The sequence below is a fragment of the uncultured Aquimarina sp. genome (genome assembly GCF_947492405.1).
Taxonomy (GTDB): domain Bacteria; phylum Bacteroidota; class Bacteroidia; order Flavobacteriales; family Flavobacteriaceae; genus Aquimarina.
The window spans coordinates 386,054-408,741 of the sequence record NZ_CANLMP010000004.1 but is presented as its reverse complement, the minus strand read 5'-3'; the positions used below and the strand labels follow the sequence as shown (position 1 = coordinate 408,741).

The 22,688-nt window shown below is 34.6% G+C and carries 17 protein-coding genes; 14 read left to right on the top strand and 3 right to left on the bottom strand.

Annotated features, from left to right (window positions below):
* The first annotated feature begins 72 nt into the window (after positions 1 to 72).
* From Q0829_RS16445 to Q0829_RS16410, 8 genes are all read left to right on the top strand, one after another.
* On the top strand, positions 73 to 855 hold the full coding sequence (locus Q0829_RS16445) for a hypothetical protein (RefSeq protein WP_298545160.1): 783 nt from the start codon (positions 73 to 75) through the stop codon (positions 853 to 855).
* A gap of 201 nt (positions 856 to 1,056) precedes the next feature.
* On the top strand, positions 1,057 to 3,558 hold the full coding sequence (gene topA / locus Q0829_RS16440) for a type I DNA topoisomerase (protein WP_298545156.1): 2,502 nt from the start codon (positions 1,057 to 1,059) through the stop codon (positions 3,556 to 3,558).
* A 12-nt stretch (positions 3,559 to 3,570) separates the two neighbouring features.
* Complete coding sequence (locus tag Q0829_RS16435; RefSeq protein ID WP_298545154.1) at positions 3,571 to 4,734, top strand: formimidoylglutamase; 1,164 nt, start codon at positions 3,571 to 3,573, stop codon at positions 4,732 to 4,734.
* A 110-nt stretch (positions 4,735 to 4,844) separates the two neighbouring features.
* Positions 4,845 to 6,218 carry a gliding motility lipoprotein GldK gene (gene gldK, locus Q0829_RS16430; protein WP_298545152.1) on the top strand — a complete coding sequence of 458 codons (1,374 nt, stop codon included), beginning with the start codon at positions 4,845 to 4,847 and terminating at the stop codon, positions 6,216 to 6,218.
* A 91-nt stretch (positions 6,219 to 6,309) separates the two neighbouring features.
* Entirely contained in the window at positions 6,310 to 6,936 is a 627-nt protein-coding gene (gldL, locus tag Q0829_RS16425) for a gliding motility protein GldL (protein ID WP_298545150.1), read from the top strand.
* Between the two features lie 42 nt (positions 6,937 to 6,978).
* Positions 6,979 to 8,526: a gliding motility protein GldM gene (gene gldM, locus Q0829_RS16420; RefSeq protein ID WP_298545148.1), complete on the top strand. Its 1,548-nt coding sequence runs from the start codon at positions 6,979 to 6,981 to the stop codon at positions 8,524 to 8,526.
* 15 nt (positions 8,527 to 8,541) lie between these two features.
* On the top strand, positions 8,542 to 9,432 hold the full coding sequence (gldN, locus tag Q0829_RS16415) for a gliding motility protein GldN (RefSeq protein WP_298545145.1): 891 nt from the start codon (positions 8,542 to 8,544) through the stop codon (positions 9,430 to 9,432).
* A gap of 69 nt (positions 9,433 to 9,501) precedes the next feature.
* Positions 9,502 to 10,548: an FAD-dependent oxidoreductase gene (locus Q0829_RS16410; protein WP_298545142.1), complete on the top strand. Its 1,047-nt coding sequence runs from the start codon at positions 9,502 to 9,504 to the stop codon at positions 10,546 to 10,548.
* Here Q0829_RS16410 and Q0829_RS16405 read toward each other — a convergent pair.
* Positions 10,540 to 10,926, bottom strand: a complete 387-nt coding sequence (locus Q0829_RS16405) for a DUF983 domain-containing protein (protein WP_298545140.1) — start codon at positions 10,924 to 10,926, stop codon at positions 10,540 to 10,542. The two genes, Q0829_RS16410 and Q0829_RS16405, sit on opposite strands and share 9 nt — an antisense overlap.
* A gap of 56 nt (positions 10,927 to 10,982) precedes the next feature.
* Here Q0829_RS16405 and Q0829_RS16400 point away from each other — a divergent pair, with 56 nt between their 5' ends.
* The 6 genes from Q0829_RS16400 (at position 10,983) to Q0829_RS16375 (ending at position 19,831) form a co-directional block, all read left to right on the top strand.
* Positions 10,983 to 12,899, top strand: a complete 1,917-nt coding sequence (locus Q0829_RS16400) for an ABC-F family ATP-binding cassette domain-containing protein (RefSeq protein ID WP_298545138.1) — start codon at positions 10,983 to 10,985, stop codon at positions 12,897 to 12,899.
* A 226-nt stretch (positions 12,900 to 13,125) separates the two neighbouring features.
* Positions 13,126 to 13,581: a MarR family transcriptional regulator gene (locus tag Q0829_RS16395; RefSeq protein ID WP_298545136.1), complete on the top strand. Its 456-nt coding sequence runs from the start codon at positions 13,126 to 13,128 to the stop codon at positions 13,579 to 13,581.
* 168 nt (positions 13,582 to 13,749) lie between these two features.
* Positions 13,750 to 14,916, top strand: coding sequence for an HlyD family efflux transporter periplasmic adaptor subunit (locus Q0829_RS16390; protein WP_298545133.1), 1,167 nt, complete (start codon positions 13,750 to 13,752; stop codon positions 14,914 to 14,916).
* A gap of 2 nt (positions 14,917 to 14,918) precedes the next feature.
* Positions 14,919 to 18,131 (top strand): efflux RND transporter permease subunit, encoded by a 3,213-nt coding sequence (locus Q0829_RS16385; protein WP_298545131.1) that lies wholly within the window; start codon positions 14,919 to 14,921, stop codon positions 18,129 to 18,131.
* Positions 18,115 to 19,473, top strand: a complete 1,359-nt coding sequence (locus Q0829_RS16380; RefSeq protein WP_298545128.1) for a TolC family protein — start codon at positions 18,115 to 18,117, stop codon at positions 19,471 to 19,473. Before Q0829_RS16385 ends, Q0829_RS16380 begins: the two co-directional genes overlap by 17 nt.
* 175 nt (positions 19,474 to 19,648) lie before the next feature.
* Positions 19,649 to 19,831, top strand: coding sequence for a CPXCG motif-containing cysteine-rich protein (locus tag Q0829_RS16375; RefSeq protein WP_298545126.1), 183 nt, complete (start codon positions 19,649 to 19,651; stop codon positions 19,829 to 19,831).
* Between the two features lie 52 nt (positions 19,832 to 19,883).
* On the opposite strand, the gene leuB is transcribed toward Q0829_RS16375, so the two are convergent.
* Together leuB and Q0829_RS16365 are read right to left on the bottom strand one after the other, a co-directional pair.
* Complete coding sequence (gene leuB / locus Q0829_RS16370) at positions 19,884 to 20,942, bottom strand: 3-isopropylmalate dehydrogenase (protein WP_298545122.1); 1,059 nt, start codon at positions 20,940 to 20,942, stop codon at positions 19,884 to 19,886.
* A gap of 125 nt (positions 20,943 to 21,067) precedes the next feature.
* A complete protein-coding gene (locus Q0829_RS16365) occupies positions 21,068 to 22,591 on the bottom strand; it encodes an alpha-isopropylmalate synthase regulatory domain-containing protein (RefSeq protein ID WP_298545120.1) in 1,524 nt (507 codons plus the stop codon).
* Positions 22,592 to 22,688: the final 97 nt, after the last annotated feature.

Below are 22,688 nucleotides of genomic sequence, written 5' to 3'. Positions count from 1 at the left end.
ACAAAGTGGCAGGATTATATTTGTTTAAATATTTATATTTGAGAAAACTAATCAACTAAATCAATCCTGTGTATGAATGCTAGTCAACTCTTTGATAAAATAGAAAACAGTAGTCCAATAGATTTTGGGAATATTTTTAATAAAAGTATAGAGCTTTTTAAAAAAGTATGGTTGCAAGGATTTATTCATTTACTTATTTCCTTGGTTGTTATTATTCCACTGATCATTGTAATGTATATTCCTATTATTGCATTAGCGAGTATTGGAGGTTTAGAAAACGGTTATGGAGAATATGGGTATGTCCAGGAAGAGTTATCTGTTGGTATGGGTATATTGTTTGTAGTATTGGTGATAATAGTTTCCTTGATAGCTTCTGCATTTCAAATAGGTATAAATGCTCATTTTTATAAAGTTTGTAAACAAGTAGATATGCAGCTTCCTGAAACGAATAGTTATTTTATGTTTTTTAAAGGAAAATATTTAGGGAAAATTCTAACGTTAGCAATAGCGACTTTTGGAATTGCATTATTGGCAACTTTATTATGTTATCTTCCTATTTTTTATGTAATGGTCCCTTTACAGTTGTTGGGTGTTATTTTTGCATTTAATCCTGACATAAGCGTTTCAGATCTGATTAAAGCAAGTTTTAAATTTGGAAATAAAGTTTGGTTGATAGCATTTGGGTTAATTTTTATTTCATCTATATTGGCTCAATTCGTTGGAATGATATTATGTTTTGTAGGTGTCTTTTTTACAGCTTATTTTGTGTATTTACCTATATATTATATGTATAAAGATGGGATAGGTTTCGAAAATGAAACAGAATCCGAGGAATGGAATGCGATTGTTGAATAAAAAAGTAAAATAAAACCTGCTGATTTTGCAGGTTTTTTTAGTATAATTTTTGAGAAAAAATTTTGATCTCGAAAAATTGATATACTTTTGCTTCCAGAAATAAGTCATCAACGCTGGGTTATTACCAACTGAAAATATTTATTGGCGATTCCATCTGTCAACCAATAAATAGTATTTATCAACAGATGAAAAAAAAGGATTATGGCTAAGAATTTAGTGATTGTGGAGTCACCAGCTAAGGCAAAGACAATAGAAAAGTTTCTAGGAAAAGATTATAAAGTAGCTTCTAGTTTTGGACATATTGCAGATTTGCCCGCAAAAGAACTTGGTGTGGATGTTGAAGAAGGGTTTAAACCAAAATATATTGTCTCAAAAGATAAGAAAGATGTGGTGAAAAAGCTGAAAGATCTTTCTAAGAAAGCAGAGATGGTATGGTTAGCTAGTGATGAGGATCGAGAGGGAGAAGCTATTGCTTGGCATTTGGCAGAAGAGTTAAAACTAGATAAAGATAAGACACGTAGAATTGTTTTTCACGAGATTACTAAAAAAGCAATACTTAAGGCAATTGAAAACCCGAGAAGTATAGATTATAATTTAGTAAATGCGCAGCAAGCTAGACGAGTGCTTGATCGATTAGTAGGATATGAATTATCTCCTGTTTTATGGAGAAAAGTAAAAGGAGGATTGTCTGCAGGAAGGGTACAGTCTGTATCTGTGAGGTTGATTGTAGAGAGAGAACGTGAGATACTTGGTTTTACTCCTGTTGCTTCTTATCGAATTGATGCAGAGTTTGCTAATGAAAAAGGAAAATCTTTTAAAGCGAAACTACCTAAGAATTTTTCGACAAAAGAAGAAGCGCAAGCATTTTTAAAGAAGAACTTAGGAGTTGGTTTTAATGTTGCTGATCTTACTACCAAGCCAGCAAAAAAATCACCTGCACCACCATTTACAACATCTACCTTGCAACAGGAAGCATCCAGGAAATTATATTTTTCTGTTAGTAAGACAATGACAATGGCGCAACGTTTGTATGAGGCTGGATTGATTACCTATATGAGAACAGATAGTGTAAATCTTTCTACAGAAGCTCAGAATGGTGCAAAAGCAGAAATTATTTCTGCGTATGGAGAAGAATACAGCAATCCAAAACAATATAAAGGAAAAGCTAAAGGAGCTCAGGAAGCACACGAAGCAATAAGACCAACTGATTTTTCAAGACATACCGTGCCGGTTGATTATGATCAACAACGACTTTATGAATTAATCTGGAAAAGAGCGATTGCTTCGCAAATGAGTGATGCAAAATTAGAAAGAACCAATGTGAAAATTGGATCTACTTCTCATAATGAACAATTTGTTGCAAACGGAGAGGTAATAAAATTTGAAGGTTTCCTTAAAGTATATCTAGAAGGAAATGATGATGAAGATGAAGAGCAAAGCGGTATCTTACCCGCTATGAAGGTTGGTGAGAATTTGTTTAATAATTACATTGCCGCTACTGAGAGATTTACAAGACCACCAAGCCGATATTCTGAAGCTGCTTTAGTAAAAAAGTTAGAAGAACTAGGTATCGGTCGTCCGTCTACATATGCGCCAACGATTTCTACAATACAAAATAGGAACTATATAGAAAAAGGTTCTAAAGAAGGAGAAGAAAGAGGGTATGTGCAGATTACACTTTCTGGTGATGCAATCAAAGAAAAAAACCTAAAGGAAAAAGTAGGAAGTGATAAAGGTAAATTAATCCCAACTGATGTAGGGATGGTTGTTAATGATTTTTTAGTAAATCATTTCTCTTCTATTTTGGATTATAATTTCACAGCAAAAGTAGAGCGGGACTTTGATGAGATTGCCGAAGGTGGAGAAGATTGGACTCAGGTAATGAAAGAGTTTTATGATGAGTTTCATCCTAGAGTAGAGGATGTTGCTCAAAATGCAGAACGCGAAGTAGGAGAAAGGATTCTAGGAGAAGATCCGGATTCGGGCAAACCTGTAAGTGTTCGTTTAGGGAAATTTGGACCAATGGTGCAGATTGGTACTGCAGAAGACGAGGATAAGCCAAGATTTGCTAGTTTGGCGCCAGGACAAACATTGGGTAGTATAACTTTTGAGCAGGCAATGGATTTATTTCAATTGCCAAAAGAGCTTGGTGATTATAAAGGAGAAACGGTGACAGTGAATAATGGGCGCTTTGGTCCTTATGTAAAATTCGGTGCTAAATTTGTTTCTTTGGATAAAGGAGAAGATCCATTAAGTACTTCTCTAGAAAGAGCAATTGAACTTATTGATGCTAAGGAAAAAGCAGATGCTCCTATATATACATATGAAAATTTACCGGTACAAAAAGGAACTGGTAGGTTTGGTCCATTTATTAAATGGAATGGGATGTTTATTAATGTGAATAAAAAATATGATTTTGATAATCTTTCTGATGAAGATATAATTCAACTTATAGAAGAGAAGAAGCAGAAAGAGATTGATAAGGTAATTCATAATTGGGAGGAAGAAGGTATTCGAGTTGAAAAAGCAAGATGGGGTCGAAGTAATATTATAAAAGGTAAAGTTAAAATAGAACTGCCTAAAACGGTAGATGCTACTAAGCTTACTTTAGAAAAGGTGAAAGATCTCATCGAAAAGAATGCTCCCAAAAAGAAGACTGCTGCAAAGAAGAAAACAGCAAAAAAGACTACTAAAAAGAAATAAGTATATAATAATATGTCTTTAGAGTTTCTTTCTCCGGTCAGCGAAATAGTGGCAGCTCATGTTGCGTTGCTGCCGGATCAATCGTTGGGTAAGCATATTAAAGTCCATACTTCTGACTATGGAGTTCCTGATCTTGATAAAATTGATATTGCAATAATTGGAGTTAGAGAAAATAGGAATGATATTAATTTCCTAGGTGAAGATCTTTATTTTGATACTATACGGAAATCTTTATATGATCTCTTTCCAGGTAATTGGGATGCTTCTATAGTAGATCTTGGAGATATTATTCCAGGAGAAGAAGTCAGTGATACATATTTTTTAATGAAGGATATTCTTGCCACACTTCTTCAAAAAAATGTGATACCCCTGATTATTGGAGGTAGTCAAGATTTGGTCTACGGTCAGTATCGTGCTTTTGATATTTTGGAGAGAATGGTTAACCTTGTCAATGTAGATAGTAGGTTTGATTTAGGAAATACTTCGCAACCAATAACAAATACTTCCTTTGTAGGTAAAATTATTGTAGAACAGCCATATAATCTTTTTAACTATAGTAATATAGGATATCAAACTTATTTTAATTCACAGGAAGAAATAGATTTAATAGAGAAATTATATTTTGACGCATATCGATTAGGAGAAGTGACATCAGATGTTACAATTGTAGAGCCAATTATGCGTGATGCAGATATTGTAGCGATTGATCTTGGGGCTATGAACTCTACATATCTTAATTATAAGTATGCTTCACCGAATGGTTTCGATGGGAGAGAGATATGTGCTATCGCAAGATATGCAGGTATTAGTGATAAGGTGAAAAGTTTTGGAGTTTATGAATTCAAAAACTTTAAACACGAAGAAACAACCGCAATGTTAATTGCACAAATATTTTGGTATTTTATAGAAGGAGTTAATTATAGGTCTAATGAGTTAGATATTAAAAACCAGACGGGCACACTGCACTATAATGTGCCTATAGAAGATGAAGTTCTTTCATTTTATAAAAGTGATAAAACAGAAAGATGGTGGATAGAAATACCTTTTATTTCATCTGGAAATAATAAATTGAAAAGACACACGTTATTACCTTGCACATACAACGATTATGAGCGTGCTTGTAATCAAGAAATACCTGAAAGATGGTATAAGGCAAAACGAAAAAACGAAGTTTAACATTTTTATTAGGGAGAATTAAGGTTTTTTTTAGAAAAAAATTGTTTTTCTGGAAATAAATAAATAGGTTTACCACCTTAAATCTCGAAGATCTTAACCTAAAACACGTTATGAAGAAATTTGTATCACTCTTTGCTATTGTAGCAATACTATATAGTTGTGGCGGAGGAAACCGCGGAGAACTAGTTGGAGTAAAGGGTAAAAAATGGCATCCGGAGAAACCTTACGGAATGGCCCTCATCCCCGGAGGATCATTTATTATGGGTAAATCTGATGATGACAAGGCAGCATTAGCCAATGCGCCTACCAAGACAGTTACCGTTCGATCTTTCTACATGGACGAAACTGAAGTTACTAACAGTGAATACAGGCAATTTGTTCGTTGGGTTCGCGATTCTACCGTAAGGATGAAATTAGCTATAATGGCTGATGAAATGGGAAAAACTCCTGGTGATGACGGTATTGGAGAATATGCGTTTCTTGATGCGAATACCGAAGATATGTCTGTATATGAGAAATATGTCTATGACAATTATAGTGGAACCGGAGAAACAGGCTATGAAGGACGAAAACTCAATAAAGACATAGATATTGAATGGGATACCGATGATTATCCAGATGAGTTCTATACAGAAGTAATGGATTCTTTATATATACCATTAGAAGAGTCTTATAATGGAAGACGAACGTTTGATGTGCAAAACTTTAAATTCAGATTTACTTGGATGGATATTCAAGCTGCGGCTCGTGCGAAAAAAGGAAGAAGAAAAGATTTCGTTAAAGAGACTGTAATTGAAGTGTATCCTGATACTACTGTTTGGATCAAAGATTTTAATTATTCATATAATGAACCAATGCATAATGATTATTTCTGGCATAGTTCGTATGATGATTATCCAGTAGTTGGAGTTTCTTGGGAACAAGCCAAGGCTTTTTGTACCTGGAGAACTATAGAAAAGAATTCTTATCAGAAAAAACGTAATAAGGAATTTGTAAACTATTTTAGACTACCTACAGAAGCTGAGTGGGAATATGCGGCTAGAGGTGGGTTAGAATCAGGAACATACCCTTGGGGTGGACCTTATGCTTTGAACGACAGAGGTTGTTTCCTAGCTAACTTTAAACCTTTACGAGGTAATTATGCTGCTGATAATTTCTTATATACAGTAGAAGCAAAAACATTTGACCCAAATGATTATAATTTATATAACATGGCGGGTAATGTTTCAGAATGGGTGCAGTCTTCTTATGATCCTGCGGCCTATGAATATGTGTCATCAATGAACCCGAATGTAAATGATGATCAGAACAAACGAAAAGTTGTGCGTGGAGGATCCTGGAAAGATGTTGCTTATTTCCTACAGGTAAGTACCAGAGATTATGAATACGCAGATTCAGCTAGAAGTTATATTGGATTCAGAACGGTACAGGATTATATGGGTACTGACGTTACTGGAGAAGATAATACCCAAAATCAGAATTAGAATAAGTCCCAAAATTTATCTATCAACCTTAATTACTAACCCTTTTTTAATTTAATATTTAAAAAAATTTAAAAAACTAAACACATTTATTATGGCAAATTCAAAATCAAGCAAGAAATTAATGAACATGGTATACGGTCTGGGAGCGGCTGTAGTAATCCTTGGAGCGTTATTTAAAATTATGCACTGGCCTTTTGGTAATGAGATGCTTATTATCGGTCTAATTACTGAAGCATTAGTATTTACTGTGTCTGCATTCGAACCTGTTGATGATGATTTAGATTGGTCTTTAGTATACCCAGAGTTAGCTGGAGGAAATAAAAAAGACAAAAAAGAAGTTCAAACTCCTGAAGGAATGTTATCTAAGAAATTAGACGATATGCTTAAAGAAGCTAGATTAGATACTAACTTGATGAATAGTCTTGGAGAAAGTATCCGTAATTTTGAAGGTGCTGCTAAGGGTATTGCACCGAGTGTAGATGCTATCCAAGGAACTAAAAAATATAGTGAGGAAATGGCAACGGCAGCTACTCACTTAGAATCTTTAAATAGTTTGTATAAAGTACAATTAGAATCTTCTGCAAAACAAGCCGAAGCAAATGCTGCAATTGCTGATAATGCTAAGGCGCTTGAAGAGCAAATGAAAAGCTTGTCAAGTAACTTATCTTCTCTTAATGGAGTATATGGTGGTATGTTAAGTGCTATGAACAGAAACTAGTATTTAATTAAATTAAAAAAATAACTACCAAAATATAGAAACATGGCAGGAGGAAAATTATCACCAAGGCAGAAGATGATCAATCTGATGTACTTGGTATTTATAGCAATGATGGCATTAAATATGTCAAAAGAAGTATTATCTGCTTTCGGTTTGATGAATGAAAAGTTATCAGCATCAAACAGTATAGCAACAGAGCGTAATACAGCTTTTATGGCTGGTTTAGCTGATAAAGTTTCAGAGCAACCAGAGAAATATACACCACTTAAGGAAAAAGCTGATGAAATCAGTACTTTTTCTAATGAATTTAATGCATATGTAGAGCAATTGAAATCTGAATTGCTAGAGACTGCGGATGATCCAACGGATTATGAAACAATGGATAAGCCTGATGCTTTGGATTCAAAGTTCTTTGAAGGAGGAAAAACAACTGCGGCAGCTTCTGATTTTCTTGAAAAAATCAAAACTTATAAGGAAGGTGTTGTTACTGCAATACGTTCTGTGAAAGAAGTTGATGGTCAAGTAGCTGATGATGTAGAGAAAGCTTTTTCTACAGATGATGTAGAAAATAGAGATAAAGTAAAGGTTGATTGGTTGAAATATAATTTCGAAGGTTTCCCTTTAGTAGCTTCTCTTACCAAATTAACTCAAATGCAAGCTGATGTTAAGACCACTGAAAGTAAAGTATTATCTGCTTTACTAGCTGGGCAACAAGCTTCAGAACTTTCGTTTAGTAACTATGAGGCAATCGTTGTTCCGGACAAGACAGCTTTCTTTAGCGGAGAGAAGTTTAAAGGACGTATCGTTCTTGGTCGTTTTGATGCGACATTAAAGCCAACCAAAGTAATGGTTAATGGTAAGGAGCAAACAGAAGTAAATAATGGACAAATAATGTTAGATTTCCCTGCGGGTAATGTTGGAGAAAGAGAAGTAGAAGGTGAACTTCAATTTAAGGAAGGCGATTCTACTGTAACAATTCCAATTAAAAGTTCTTATGCAGTAATTCCGAAACCAAATTCTGCTGTAATTTCTGCAGATAAGATGAATGTGGTATACCGTGGAGTTCAGAATCCAATGACAATTTCTATTCCTGGTGTGCCTGCAGTTAATGCAACTGCACCTGGTCTTAAAAAGAGAGGTGGAGCTGGTAAATACGTAATGAATGTTACTACTGTTAAAGCAAGAGAAGTTAGTATTAAAGTAAGTGGTAAGCTTCCTAACGGTGCTACAGTAAGTGATAGTAAGAAATTTAGAATTAAAGATATTCCTAGACCAGTAGGTACTGTTAGAGGAGAAGATGGTAGTATCAAAATGTCTAAAAGTGGTCTAGATAAGGCTTCTATTGGAGCGATTCTTCCAGATTTTGATTTTGATATTAAATTAAAAGTAACAGGCTTTAAATTTAAGGTAGAAGGTCAGCCAACTGTAAACGTTAGAGGTGGTCGATTAGATTCTAGAGCGAAGTCTGCACTTAGAAAAGCTAAACGTGGATCTTCGGTTCAGGTGATAGATATTAAAGCACAGTTAACAACCAATGCTGGATATAAATTAAAGAAAATATCTCCGGTTATCGTTGAGTTAACGAACTAAAATAAACTAATAATTATGAATTTGAGAAATTTGTTATTAACCGTTTTTAGCCTATTCGTGACCTTGTTTTCGTTTGGTCAGGCTAATATTTTGAATGCTGATAGTCCAGAAGATATTGGAAAGAAAACGATCGAACAGATCCAAGCCGATAATGACCTTCCGCTGGAATATGGTTATGTGGACAAGCGTGATGTACTTTGGGCTAAGACTACTTGGGAGACAATTGATCTTGATGAGCGTATTAATTTCCCATTATATTATCCAATTGATACAGTTAATATCGGAGCAGATAGACGTGCATTATACGATGTTCTTTTAGCGAATGTTAAGAACGGAAAAATCCAAAAGATTTATGCAGATTCATATTTTACAGAAACACGTACATTAAGCGATCTTGATGGTACTTTGTCTAAGATAGATACCTTAGATTTAGGATATGAGCAATTTAATGCAGGAGAGCCTGTAGATCCACAGTATATTGAAGTAACTTCAATTAGTGCAGCGGATATTTCTGAATATAAGATTAGAGGTTATTGGTACTTTGATAAACGTCAGGGAGAATTAAGATATAGATTACTAGGTATCGCCCCAGTAGCTCCCGATGTAAACTTTATTAATGATGATGAACCGGATATGGTTCCATTGTTTTGGGTTTGGTATCCTGATGTGAGAGAGATACTTCATAATGCGAAAGCATTTAATAGAAAAAATACTTCTATGCCTTTTACATATGATCATGTGCTTAATGCCAGACGATTTAATTCTGTTATTTATAAAGAAGATAACATTCAGGGTGACCGGGAAGTTAATGATTATATAATTGACAACGCTTTAATGCAATTGCTAGAAAGTGAAAGAATTAAAGAAAGTATCAGAAACTTTGAAATGGATATGTGGAGTTACTAAACTCTGATGTTTCTAATATAATATATAAACGCCCAACTTACTAGTTGGGCGTTTTGTTATTTTTGATGTATGATAGATTATATAGTCGTTGGATTTGGATTATCTGGATTAGCTTTTGTAGAGGAGTTAAAGAAGAATAATAAGTCATTCCTTGTTTATGAAAATTATTCGCAGAAGTCTTCAAGGGTTGCAGGAGGATTGTATAATCCTGTAATACTGAAAAGATTTACAGCTGCGTGGCTGGCTTCAAAACAGATGGAACTAGCAATACCCTTTTATAAAAACATACAAGATAAACTTGGAAAACCCTTAGTGTACGAACTTCCAGTTTTGAGAAGGTTTAATAGTGTTGAAGAGCAAAACTTATGGTTCGAAGCTTGTGATAAGCCTATTTTAAGAACTTTTCTTTCATCTGAGTTAATCCGAAATGAAAATAAAGCCTTGGATATCCCTTTTCATTATGGAAGTGTTAAAGGGACTGGTAAGATTGATATTAAAAAGATGCTTTCTCTATATGTTTTAGATCTAGAAAAAAAAGAACTATTACTAAACGAATCGTTGGAACATAATAAATTAGTAATTGAAAACGATTTTATAACTTATAAAGGTTTAAAGGCTAAGAATATTGTTTTTGCTGAAGGTTATGGTGTAATAAATAATCCTTTTTTTAATTATTTACCATTGCAAGGGAATAAAGGGGAGTATATTATTATTAAATGCAAAGGTTTACAATTGAAAGAAGCAGTGAAATCATCCATATTTATTATTCCACTTGGAGATGATTTGTATAAGGTAGGGGCTACATATAATAATCAGGATAAAACACAGGATATTACTGTATCGTCTAGAGAACAGTTACAGATGAAATTAGAACGTTTCCTAAAAGTGGATTATGAAGTCGTTGATCAAGTAGCTGGAATTAGGCCAACTATCAGAGATAGAAGACCATTAATTGGAACACATCCTGAGTATGAAAATGTACATATCATAAATGGATTAGGAAGCAGAGGGATATTAATTGGACCTTATGTGGCGAATAAACTTTTTGATTTTATTGAGAATAAAAGGCCTTTAGAAAAGGAAATTGACATCAAACGTTTTGAAAATTTACGATAGGTTTTTCTTTTTTCCATAGTGCATAAAGATATTAATCCAGATATTCCTAGATAATCGAAGAATTATTGGGAAAAAAACCAATAAAGTACCAACTATTGCGAAAAATGTATTTAACAAATTTAGTCTTAGGAAAATATTTCCTATCACAAAGGCTGCCATGGCAAAAGCAATCCCGACGCCATAGCTCACATACATGGCTCCATAAAAAAATGATGGTTCTATCTTGTATTTAGTATTACAATGACTACAACGTTCATACATCTGAAAAACTTTCCCCAGTTTATAAGGATTCGTTTCCTTGTACATGCTTTCATTTTGGCAGACAGGGCATGTGCCTGTAAAGACGCTGTAGATTTTAGTTCCTTTTAAGAAGCCCATAGTACTTTTATTCTATCGCAAAATTAGTCATCTTTGCAGAAAATATTCAAAAGCTAATGTTAAACATACATAACCTTTCAATTTCATTTGGAGGAGAATATCTTTTCGAAGAAATAGCCTTTAGATTAAATGCAGGAGACCGGGTAGGACTAGTCGGAAAGAATGGTGCAGGAAAATCTACAATGCTTAAAATTTTATCTAAAGAACAAGAGCCAGATTCAGGTCAGATTGCTATGGATAAGGAGTTAAGGATTGGTTTTCTAAAACAAGATATAGATTTTGTCTTAGGAAGAACTGTACTAGAAGAATCCTATGAAGCCTTTACCGAAATAAAAAAAATAGAGAGAGAGATTGATGAGATTAATGCACAACTTGCCGAGCGCACGGATTATGAAAGTGAAGGATATAATCAGCTGATAACAGATTTAAGTGATCATACACATCAATATGAGATTCTTGGAGGGTATAATTATCAAGGAGAGACAGAACGAGTATTACAGGGGTTAGGATTTGTTAGAGAAGATTTTGGTAAGCTTACAGATACCTTTTCTGGAGGTTGGCGTATGAGAATAGAATTAGCAAAATTGTTATTACAGAATAATGACGTTCTTTTATTGGATGAGCCTACTAACCATTTAGATATAGAATCTATCATATGGTTAGAGAGTTTCTTAAAAAACTATCCAGGAGTTGTAGTTATCGTTTCTCACGATAAAATGTTTTTGGATAATGTAACCAATAGAACAATTGAAATATCATTAGGAAGGATTTATGATTATAATAAACCGTATTCTAAATATTTAGTACTTCGCAAAGAAATAAGAGATCAACAACTTGCTGCTCAGAAAAATCAATCCAAGCAAATTGAGCAAACAGAGAAACTGATCGAAAAATTTAGAGCAAAAGCTACAAAAGCTTCTATGGCTCAGTCGCTTATTAAAAAATTAGATAAAGTAGAACGTATCGAGGTTGATGAAGACGATAATGCTGTAATGAATATTAGTTTTCCGGTAAGTGTGCAGCCTGGAAAAGTCGTTATCGAAGCGGAAGAAGTGGGTAAGAGTTATGGAGAAAAAGAGATTTTAAAAGACATAAATTTATTAGTCGAACGAGGTTCAAAAACGGCCTTTGTAGGGCAAAATGGACAAGGAAAATCTACGCTTGCTAAAATCATTATTGATGAAATCTCACATAGTGGAAATTTAAAACTAGGTCATAACGTACAGATAGGATATTTTGCACAAAATCAATCAGAATATCTGGAAGGTGATATAACTATTCACGATACGATGATTAATGCTGCAAACGAAAAGACTCGAAGTAAAGTTCGAGATATGTTAGGAGCATTTTTATTTAGAGGCGATGAAGTTGATAAAAAAGTAAAAGTTCTTTCGGGAGGTGAACGTAATCGATTGGCTTTGTGTAAAATGCTTTTAGAGCCTTTTAATGTATTGGTAATGGATGAGCCGACAAACCATTTAGATATTAAGTCAAAGAATATTCTGAAGGAGGCGTTAAAAAGTTTTGAAGGTACATTAATCTTGGTGTCGCATGATAGAGATTTTCTACAAGGGTTGACCAATACTGTATATGAATTTAAGAATAAACAGATAAAAGAGTATCTGGGGGATATAGATTATTATTTAGAACAGAGACGAGTAGATGATCTTCGTGATATAGAAAAGAAGGATAAGCAGGTTAAGTCTACTTCGGATACAAAAGAAACTGCAAAACAATCTTATGAAAATCAAAAAAAACTAAAATCACTTAATAATAAGTTAAGTAATATAGAATCCAAGATCAATAAGATAGAAAAAGAGATCAAAGAAATAGACGTAGAATTGGCGATCAATTATGATCAGACAATTGCAGAACCAGATTTTTTTGATAAATACCAAGCAAAAAAAGATAAATTAGCTTCTTTGATGGATAATTGGGAAACTTTACAAGAAGAAATAGATACATTATCGTAATTTCTGTTTTAGGTGTAAAATTAGAAAATTATTCAAAAAATAGAGATGTAAAATAAGACTATTGTATTGTAACGCATCAATTTTTAAAGATCCTTGAATTAGAGTGTGTTACCTAAATGTTAAGATCAAACAAATCCCATACTTGAGAATAATTTTTATCGTTACTTTCAGGTACAACTGAATATTTATAGATATTTTTGTACCCGTAAATTAAATTATACAATGTATGAATGATACAAAAGCCATCGATTTAAATGCTCACGCACTATCTTGGGTTGGAAAGATTCATTATGATTTTGGGTTTTTAGTTCAAAAAGCCTTTGGTGAAAATGGGTTGGATTTATCCAAAGAGCAATGGAGCGTTCTTAAGCGTTTGAATGTTAAAGATGGACAACCGCAAAATGATTTGGCTTTTATTACCCATAGAGATAAGACTTCTATGACCAGATTGGTAAATACAATGGAGAGTAAAAATCTTGTGGTAAGAAAAAGTGATGAAAAAGATAGAAGAGTAAATAGAATTTTTCTTACAGATCATGGAAAAGAAGTGATAGAGAAGGTAACTCCGATTATGTATGACCTAATTCCGGCGGTACAGGAAAGTCTGAGCAATGAAGAAATTGAAAACTTGATAACTACGCTTAAAAAGATTAAAGTTAAAATCGCTGAAATAGCAGATTAACATAAATTAATTCTTAAAGAAAATTTAAAAGACATCTAATATATTTAGATGTCTTTTTTTTGTTTTAGGAGGGTGATTTTTTTTATGAGTTCTTTAACTGCAACACACGTTCGTTGTTGATAGTTTTGTGAGGCTTTTTAGATTAAAAGTTTAAACAAACGATTGTATATGAGAAATGTAATACTTTCTATCCTTGGATTATTACTTATAGCAGTAGCTTTATTTGGAGCAAAAAAGCTTATTGATAGTAAAACCAGAGTTAAGCCTAGATCTGCAAAGGTGATTAAAACCGTTTTTGTAGACACTATTAAAAACGGTACAGTCCCAATTAAGATCGCTGCTAGTGGTAATTTAACTGCAAAAAGAAGATTAGAGTTGTTTTCTGAAGTTCAAGGAGTATTTCGAGGAGGAACTAAACTGTTTAAAACCGGCCAGCAATATCAAAAAGGCCAAACATTAATCAGAATAGATGCCTCAGAATATTATGCTTCTGTACAATCTGCAAAAAGTAATTTATATAACTTGATTACTTCAATAATGCCGGATTTACGCTTAGATTATCCAGAGATCTTTGATAAATGGCAAAGCTATCTTACCAATTTTGATATAAATAAAGTAACACCAGAACTTCCTGAAACTGGATCAGAAAAAGAAAAATATTTTATTACAGGTCGAAATATCTACACAACATATTATAATGTAAAGAACCTAGAACAACGCTTGTCTAAGTATAGGATTTCTGCACCATTTTCTGGAGTACTTACAGAGGCTTTAGTCACAGAAGGAACACTAATTCGTCAAGGGCAAAAGCTAGGAGAATATATAGATACCAGTGCCTATGAGATTGAAGTAGCGATAGGAAAGGAATATTCGGATTTACTAAAAATAGGAGAATCTGTAGTGCTTTCGGATCTAAATAAATCTAAGACATATACAGGCGTCGTAACCCGAATAAACGGAAGAGTAGATCAAGCCACACAAACGATTACTACTTTTATTGAAGTCAAAGACTCCTCACTAAAAGAAGGAATGTATCTGGAGGCCAACCTGAATGCCAGAAAAGCCAGGAACGCTATAGAAATTGATCGTAATTTGCTTCAGGATGGAGATAGAGTTTTTGTAGTTAGGGATAGTATCTTAGATATGATTGACGTACAGCCTGTTCATTTTTCAGATAAGAAAGTTATCCTGAAAGGAATTCCAGATGGAGATGTTATTCTTAATAAACCAGTACCTGGAGCATATGCCGGAATGTTGGTAAAAATATATCAAGACAAAGAAAGGAAATCATCAACTGCTGGTAGTAAAGTTGGTAATGCTAATTCAAAACAGTAGTTATGCGTAAGATTATCTCTTATTTTATTAGATACCATGTTGCTGTAGATGTAATTGTCATTGCTTTTATTGCTTTTGGAATATTTGGAGCACTCTCGCTCAAGTCATCGTTTTTTCCACTTACAGATTCTAAAAACATCAATATAAGCGTTGTCTATCCTGGTGCTTCTCCATTGGAGATCGAAGAAGGGATAATACTTAAAGTAGAAGATAACCTTAAAGGTTTGGAGGGAGTGGAACGCGTAACTTCAACTTCCAGAGAGAATAGTGGAAATATCAATGTCGAAATTGAAAAAGGAAAAGATATTGATTTTATGTTGCTCGAAGTTAAAAATGCGGTAGATAGAGTACCTTCATTTCCTACAGGAATGGAACCTATCGTAACTTCTAAACAAGAAGCAATTAGGCCTACAATAGATTTTGCCATAAGTGGTACTGATATACCTTTGGTTACTTTAAAACAGATTGCCAGACAGATAGAAAATGATCTTAGAGCAATAGACGGCATCTCTCAGATTACAATTAGCGGTTATCCCGACGAAGAAATAGAAATCGCGGTAAACGAAAATGATTTGCTAGCCTTTAGACTTAGTTTTAATGAAGTAGCTCAGGCCGTAAGCCAAGCAAATATATTGACTACAGGAGGTACTATTAAGACCAATGCGGAAGAATACCTTATTCGAGCGAATAATAGATCATATTATGCAAATGAACTTTCTAATCTTATTATTCGCGCAGATGCATCTGGCCGTACAATTAGGCTTAAAGATGTTGCAGAGATTAGAGATCGTTTCTCAGAATCTCCTAATGCCACTTATTTTAATGGCAATCTTTCAGTTAATGTTCAGATAACGAGTACTAATACAGAAGATCTGATTTCTTCAGCAGAGAAGACTAAAGAATATATAGAACAGTTTAATCAGAAGTATAACAATGTTCAGCTTAATGTGATTAGCGATCGTTCTATCACGTTAGTACAACGTACCAAATTGCTTACGGAAAATGCAATTATTGGAATGATACTGGTACTTATATTCTTATCGTTGTTTTTGAATACTCGTTTAGCGTTTTGGGTAGCATTTGGATTACCGATTGCATTTTTAGGGATGTTTGTGTTGGCTGGATATTTTAACGTAACTATTAATGTATTATCGCTCTTTGGGATGATTATTGTAATCGGTATCTTGGTAGATGATGGTATCGTAATTGCCGAAAATATATACCAACATTATGAAAAAGGGAAAAGCCCTGTTCAAGCTGCTATCGATGGAACAATGGAGGTGATTCCTCCAATAGTTTCTGCAATTTTGACTACTATAATAGCTTTCGGAATCTTCTTGTTTTTAGATGGTCGTATTGGTGATTTTTTTGGAGAAGTATCGGTTATAGTAATTCTTACTCTTGGAGTATCATTGATAGAAGCATTAATTATTCTTCCTGCCCATTTAGCCCACTCCAAGGCTTTGAAGGCTGAGGATAAAAAACCTAAAAGAGGAATTGGAAAGCTGTTTTCTAAGCTTCGTTATATCAATACTTTTGGTGATAAAATCATGAGATGGCTTCGAGATAATGTGTATAGCCCGATGCTTAGTTTTTCACTAAAAAATAAACTTTTCACCTTTTCAATATTTATAGTTATACTCATCCTTACCGTAGGAAGTATCGGAGGAGGAATCGTAAGAACCGCATTCTTTCCTCGTATTGCCAGTGATGTAATTTCTATAGATCTAGGGATGCCTAATGGGACTAATGAAAAAATAACCGATTCTATTATTTCTATGATAGAAGAAAGAGCCTGGCTTGTGAATAAAGAGCTGAGTGAAGAATTTTTAGTTGGTGAAGATTACGAAGGAAAACAGTTATTCGAAAATGTAATCAGAAGTGTGAACTCTTCTTCTAATGCTTCTTTACGTATCAATATGTTACCAGGGCAAGAACGACCAAATGAGGTAAACTCTGGATTGGTTGCAAACCGAATACGAGAAAAAGTAGGTCCTGTTTTTGGAACTGAACGATTAATTTTTGGTTCTGGCGGGAATTTTGGGGGAAGTCCGGTTTCTGTTTCATTACTAGGAAGTAATATTAAAGAATTAAAAGCAGCGAAACAAGAATTTAAAACAGTTCTAGAAAATGATTCCAGGCTGAAGGATGTTGCGGATAATGATCCTGCAGGGATAAAGGAGATTCGACTAGAACTAAAAGAAAATGCGTATGCGCTTGGTCTTAATTTGCAAGACGTCATGTCTCAAGTAAGAGGAGGGTTCTTTGGAGTGCAGGCACAACGGTTCCAAAGAGGTCAGGATGAGATACGTGTTTGGGTTCGTTACGACAGAGAAAATAGATCTTCGATTCTGGATCTCGATAATATGAGAATTTCTACTTCAACCGGTGAAAGGATACCGATCAGTGAGATTGTCGATTATTCGATCGAGAGAGGAGATGTATCCGTTAATCACCTTGATGGAAGAAGAGAAGTTCAGATTTCTGCCGACTTAAAAAATCCTGAGACTACAAGTTCTACAGACGTACTAGAAGAAATTCGTACGATAATTATGCCTGAGATTATTGCGAAATACCCCACGGTAACACCTTCATACGAAGGACAGAATCGAGAAGCTGGAAAATTTCTAGGATCTTTAGGCCCTGTTGGTCTTACTGCATTAGCTTTAATCTATATTACGATTGCATTTACATTTAGAAGTTACAGCCAACCTTTGTTGCTTTTACTTCTTATTCCGTTAAGTCTTCCAGCAGTTGCATTTGGACATTGGGTTCATGGTTTTCCTATCAATATATTATCACTATTGGGAATTATAGCGTTAATTGGTATTATGGTGAATGATGGTTTGGTACTCATAGGTAAGTTTAATAGTAATTTACGAGCTGGGATGACATTTGATAGCGCTATTTATGAGGCAGGAAAATCTCGTTTTAGAGCCATTTTTCTAACTTCTTTAACCACTATTGCAGGATTGGCACCATTAATTTTTGAAGAAAGTCGTCAAGCAAAATTCTTGATTCCTATGGCAATTTCTATAGCATACGGAATTGGTTTTGCCACAGTACTTACCTTATTAGTATTGCCGCTATTTTTATCATTTAGTAATAAAGTAAAAGTAGGGACTAAGTGGTTGGCTACAGGAAATAAAATTACCAAAGAAGAAGTAGAACGTGCTATAAAAGAACAAAAGGAGGAACATGAATTACAAGCATAGATATATAGCAGGATTGATCTTGTTTTTGTTTATGGCTGGCGGTAACGCTTTTGCCCAAAAATTAACAAAACAAGAAGCAATTCGATTGACGTTAGAAAACAACTATGGAATTCTAATAGCCACCAATAATATCGAGGCAGCTAAAAATAATAAAGGAATATTAAACTCAGGGTATTTACCTACACTGGCAGCTAATGCAGGAGCAAATTATCAGGACGCATCCTCTACTACTTCATTTCCCGGAGTAATTAACCCAGACACAGGTCTGCCAAGAGAAGATATTGAAATAGATGGCGCTGAAACACAAAGATATAATGCTTCGCTTAATTTCAATTATACCTTGTTTGATGGCTTGGGGCGATTTTATAATTACAAAAGATTAAAAGAGCAATATAATTTGACAGAATTGCAAGCAAGAGAAACTATTGAGAATACGATATTACAATTGTTCTCCGTGTATTATGAAGTCGCTAGATTGACAGAGAATGAACAGGTTCTCGAGGAGACACTTAGGATTTCTAAGGAAAGAGTAACTAGATCCAACTATCAGTTTGAATATGGGCAGAATACAAAATTGAATGTATTGAATGCGGAAGTAGACGTAGCGAATGATAGTATTAATTTATTAAATACAAGACAACAGTTGATTAATACGAAACGAGATCTTAATATTATTGTGGATAATGAACTAGAAATAGAGTTTACTGTAGATACTATAGTGAACTTTACTTCAAGACTAGAGATAGATAGTTATTTAGAAAAGTCTATTGAAAATAATGTGACGCTATTACAAAATGAAAGTAACATTAGGATAAGTGACTACGATCTAAAAGTTAGTAAGTCAGGCTATTTGCCAGTTATAGGCCTAACTGGTTCATATGGCTGGAACGAAAACAGGAATCCACCTTCTGCTTTTTTTCCGGGTAATGTTGCAGATACTTATACATTAGCAGGTGGTGTGAGTTTAAGTTGGAATCTTTTTGATGGTGGTGGTACCATCACAAGAGTTAAGAATGCCAAAATTGCTTTAGATAATCAGGAATTGGCAAAAATTCAAGTAGAGCAACAGGTAAAAAGAGATATTGCTAATGCTTTGGGTAATTATAAGAATCGCTTAAAAGTTTATGAAATTCAGCAGCAAAATGTTCTTACTAATCAAAACAATTTTGATCGATCTAAAGAACGATTTAACCTTGGTCAAATCACCTCTATAGAATTTAGGCAAGCTCAAATTAACCTTATACAAGCCCAAACCAATAAAACATTGGCAAAATATGATGCAAAGCTAGCCGAATTACAATTGCTGCAACTTACAGGCCAATTGTTGAATATTGAGTTCTAGGTAGAATAACCTAACATCCATCAATTCGAGTACGTCGACTTAAGGTAAGGAGTAGTGCACTTCGATAGGCTATGTAGAACTATCGAGAATAGGGTTATTGATCGAAAAGATATGCTCGATAGTTTTGCTGATCCAGAATAAGTGTATTTAGAATGAATTCATAACTATTAATATAATGTTCGAACATTTTTTTCAATGCCCTTATTGTTGGGAGGAGATATCCATGCTATTAGATGTTTCAGTTTCTAATCAAGAATATGTAGAGGATTGCGAAGTTTGTTGTAATCCGATTATGGTGCAATCAAGATTCGAAGATCAAGAATTAGTATCTTTTGAAGCCTTAAGTATTGAACAGTAATTACTGTTGCATTAAACCTCACAGGTCTTTGAGACCTGTGAGGTTTGGTGTTTTATATATTATCTACCAACCAATCGCCTACTTCACTGGTTTTGTAGGCTTTTTGATCTCCAGCTAAATCTTCAGTAACAACACCTTCGTTTAGTGATTTATCTACAACATTTCTGATAGTTTGTGCTTCTTCATTAAGTCCAAAAGCAGTTTCGAACATCATTGCTGCGGATAATACCGTTGCTAGTGGATTAGCGATATCTTTTCCAGCGGCTTGCGGGTATGATCCATGGATAGGTTCAAACAACGCTGTTTTTTCTCCCAAAGAAGCAGAAGGCATTAATCCCATAGATCCTGATATCACAGAAGCTTCATCGGTAAGAATATCTCCGAATAGATTCTCTGTGATTAATACATCATACGAATTAGGCCATTGCACCAGTCGCATGGCTACGGCATCTACAAACTCATAACTTACCTCCACTTCAGGATAGTCTTTTTCCATAGCTTGTACCGTTTCTCTCCATAAACGAGAAGATTCCAGAACATTGGCTTTATCTACACAGCATAACTTTTTGCTACGTGTCATCGCCATCTCAAATCCTTTTTTGGCCAAACGCTTTACTTCTTCTCTAGTATACGTACAAGTATCATAGGCAGTATCTCCATTGTCTTCTCTTCCTCTTTTTCCGAAATAGATGCCACTGGTTAATTCACGAAGAAATACTAAATCGGTTCCTTCAATTCGTTCTTGTTTAAGAGGAGATTTGTCAATTAATGAAGGAAAAGTAAAAGTGGGTCTTACATTGGCAAATAATCCTAATTTCTGACGCATTTTTAGTAATCCCTGTTCCGGACGAACTTTTGCCGAAGGATCATTGTCAAACCTAGGATGACCGATTGCTCCAAATAATACGGCGTCTGCATTTGCACAAATCTCGTGAGTTTCATCGGGATAAGGCTCTCCTACCGCATCGATAGCGGCAGCCCCTGTTAATGCTGATGTCCAATTAATTTTATGCTCATATTTTTTTGCAACAGCATCGCAAACTTTTACTGCTTGATCTATAACTTCTGGTCCAATGCCATCTCCGGCTAGTAGTGCTATGTTTAATTCCATTCTTTTCTTTTATTCTAAATTCTATTTTATTAAGTTACTGTCATCTCGAGCGGAGTCGAGAGATGTTATATTCAAAAATCGATACATTTCTACTCCGCTCAATGTAACCGAGATATATGCTAAAATTATAATTCAATAATATTCAGCATTTTTTCTGTTGCTTTGATAGCAGAAACAGTTTGATCGGAATCTAGTCCTCTGGTAACAAATTCTTTTGCCTCAGTTTTCCAGGTGATAACGGTTTCGCATAGCGCGTCAGAATTACTTCCTGGAGGAATCCGAACGGCATAATCAATAAGTTTTGGCAGTGTCTTGTTTTTTTGTTTATATACTTTCTCTAATGCATTTATAAACGCATCATATTGTCCATCACCTTGTGCATGTTGCTCGATCACTTCATCATCCATTTTGATAGCAAGCGTTGCAGAAGGTTTTAGGCCTTTTGCATGATTTAGGACATAAGATTTGATTTTCACTTTGTCTTGATACAATTTACTGTCCAATACATCCGAAATGATATATGGTAAATCTTCTTGAGTTACGACTTCCTTTTTATCCCCTAGTTTAATAATTTTCTGAGTGACTTTTTTGATATCTTCTGGACTCAATTTTAGACCTAATTCCTGAAGGTTTTTTTCAATATTAGCTTTCCCCGAAGTTTTTCCTAATGCATATTTACGTTTTCGTCCAAAACGCTCCGGCATCAAATCATTAAAATATAGATTGTGTTTATTATCTCCATCAGCATGGATTCCTGCTGTTTGCGTAAACACATTATCTCCTACTACCGGTTTATTGGCAGGGATTTTAAATCCGGAAAATGTTTCTACTAGTTTACTAACTTTATACAGGGCAGATTCTTTTACATTGATAGCGACTTCTGGAAGATAGTCGTTAATTACTGCTACTACACTCGCTAGAGGAGCATTTCCTGCACGTTCTCCCATGCCATTCATAGTAAGGTGTAAGCCGTTAACTCCAGCTTTTACTCCTTCGATAGCATTGGCAACTCCAAGATCATAATCATTATGTGCGTGAAAGTCAAAATGTAGTTCAGGATATTTCTTTCGTAAAGCGGATATGTATGTATATGTCTCAGAAGGAATAAGAACTCCTAAGGTATCAGGTAACAATACTCTTTTTACTGGTTGTGTCGTCAAAAAATCAAGGAATTGGTATACATACTCAGGAGAGTTGCGCATACCGTTGCTCCAATCCTCTAAATACACATTGGTGATGATATCTTCTTGCGCTGCTTGCTGAAAAGCTAAAGCTATATCCTCAAAATGCTGTTCGGGAGTTTTTTTTAACTGATATGTGAGATGATTTAGAGATCCTTTAGTAAGAAGATTCTGAACTTTCGCTCCAGTATCTTTCATCCATTGTATGGATTTACCATTATCCACAAAAGTTAGTATTTCTACTTGATCAATATATCCATTTTCGTTAGCCCAATCAATAATGTTTTTAACCGCTTCAAACTCACCTTCGGAAACGCGAGCAGATGCAACTTCGATACGATCTACACTCAATTCTTCAATAAGAAGACGTGCGATTGTTAGTTTTTCTGAAGCAGAAAACGATATCCCAGAGGTTTGTTCACCATCTCGGAGCGTAGTGTCCATGATTTCCATTGATCGTATGCTCATGTGATTTGTTTTTGCGTTAGCCCTTCGACTTCGCTCAGGGCTCGATATAACGGACTTGCCTTTACTGTAATGCAGATAGTTTCACCTTATCAGAAAT

What these genes read in the sequence shown, in the direction of transcription:
- Q0829_RS16445 (WP_298545160.1), top strand. Translation starts at nt 73, where the DNA reads ATGAATGCTAGTCAACTCTTTGATAAAATAGAAAACAGTAGTCCAATA.
- Q0829_RS16400 (WP_298545138.1), top strand. Translation starts at nt 10,983, where the DNA reads ATGTTAAACATACATAACCTTTCAATTTCATTTGGAGGAGAATATCTT.
- gldL (WP_298545150.1), top strand. Translation starts at nt 6,310, where the DNA reads ATGGCAAATTCAAAATCAAGCAAGAAATTAATGAACATGGTATACGGT.
- Q0829_RS16380 (WP_298545128.1), top strand. Translation starts at nt 18,115, where the DNA reads ATGAATTACAAGCATAGATATATAGCAGGATTGATCTTGTTTTTGTTT.
- Q0829_RS16390 (WP_298545133.1), top strand. Translation starts at nt 13,750, where the DNA reads ATGAGAAATGTAATACTTTCTATCCTTGGATTATTACTTATAGCAGTA.
- topA (WP_298545156.1), top strand. Translation starts at nt 1,057, where the DNA reads ATGGCTAAGAATTTAGTGATTGTGGAGTCACCAGCTAAGGCAAAGACA.
- Q0829_RS16405 (WP_298545140.1), bottom strand. Translation starts at nt 10,926, where the DNA reads ATGGGCTTCTTAAAAGGAACTAAAATCTACAGCGTCTTTACAGGCACA.
- Q0829_RS16435 (WP_298545154.1), top strand. Translation starts at nt 3,571, where the DNA reads ATGTCTTTAGAGTTTCTTTCTCCGGTCAGCGAAATAGTGGCAGCTCAT.
- gldK (WP_298545152.1), top strand. Translation starts at nt 4,845, where the DNA reads ATGAAGAAATTTGTATCACTCTTTGCTATTGTAGCAATACTATATAGT.
- Q0829_RS16385 (WP_298545131.1), top strand. Translation starts at nt 14,919, where the DNA reads ATGCGTAAGATTATCTCTTATTTTATTAGATACCATGTTGCTGTAGAT.
- leuB (WP_298545122.1), bottom strand. Translation starts at nt 20,942, where the DNA reads ATGGAATTAAACATAGCACTACTAGCCGGAGATGGCATTGGACCAGAA.
- gldM (WP_298545148.1), top strand. Translation starts at nt 6,979, where the DNA reads ATGGCAGGAGGAAAATTATCACCAAGGCAGAAGATGATCAATCTGATG.
- Q0829_RS16365 (WP_298545120.1), bottom strand. Translation starts at nt 22,591, where the DNA reads ATGAGCATACGATCAATGGAAATCATGGACACTACGCTCCGAGATGGT.
- Q0829_RS16395 (WP_298545136.1), top strand. Translation starts at nt 13,126, where the DNA reads ATGAATGATACAAAAGCCATCGATTTAAATGCTCACGCACTATCTTGG.
- Q0829_RS16375 (WP_298545126.1), top strand. Translation starts at nt 19,649, where the DNA reads ATGTTCGAACATTTTTTTCAATGCCCTTATTGTTGGGAGGAGATATCC.
- Q0829_RS16410 (WP_298545142.1), top strand. Translation starts at nt 9,502, where the DNA reads ATGATAGATTATATAGTCGTTGGATTTGGATTATCTGGATTAGCTTTT.
- gldN (WP_298545145.1), top strand. Translation starts at nt 8,542, where the DNA reads ATGAATTTGAGAAATTTGTTATTAACCGTTTTTAGCCTATTCGTGACC.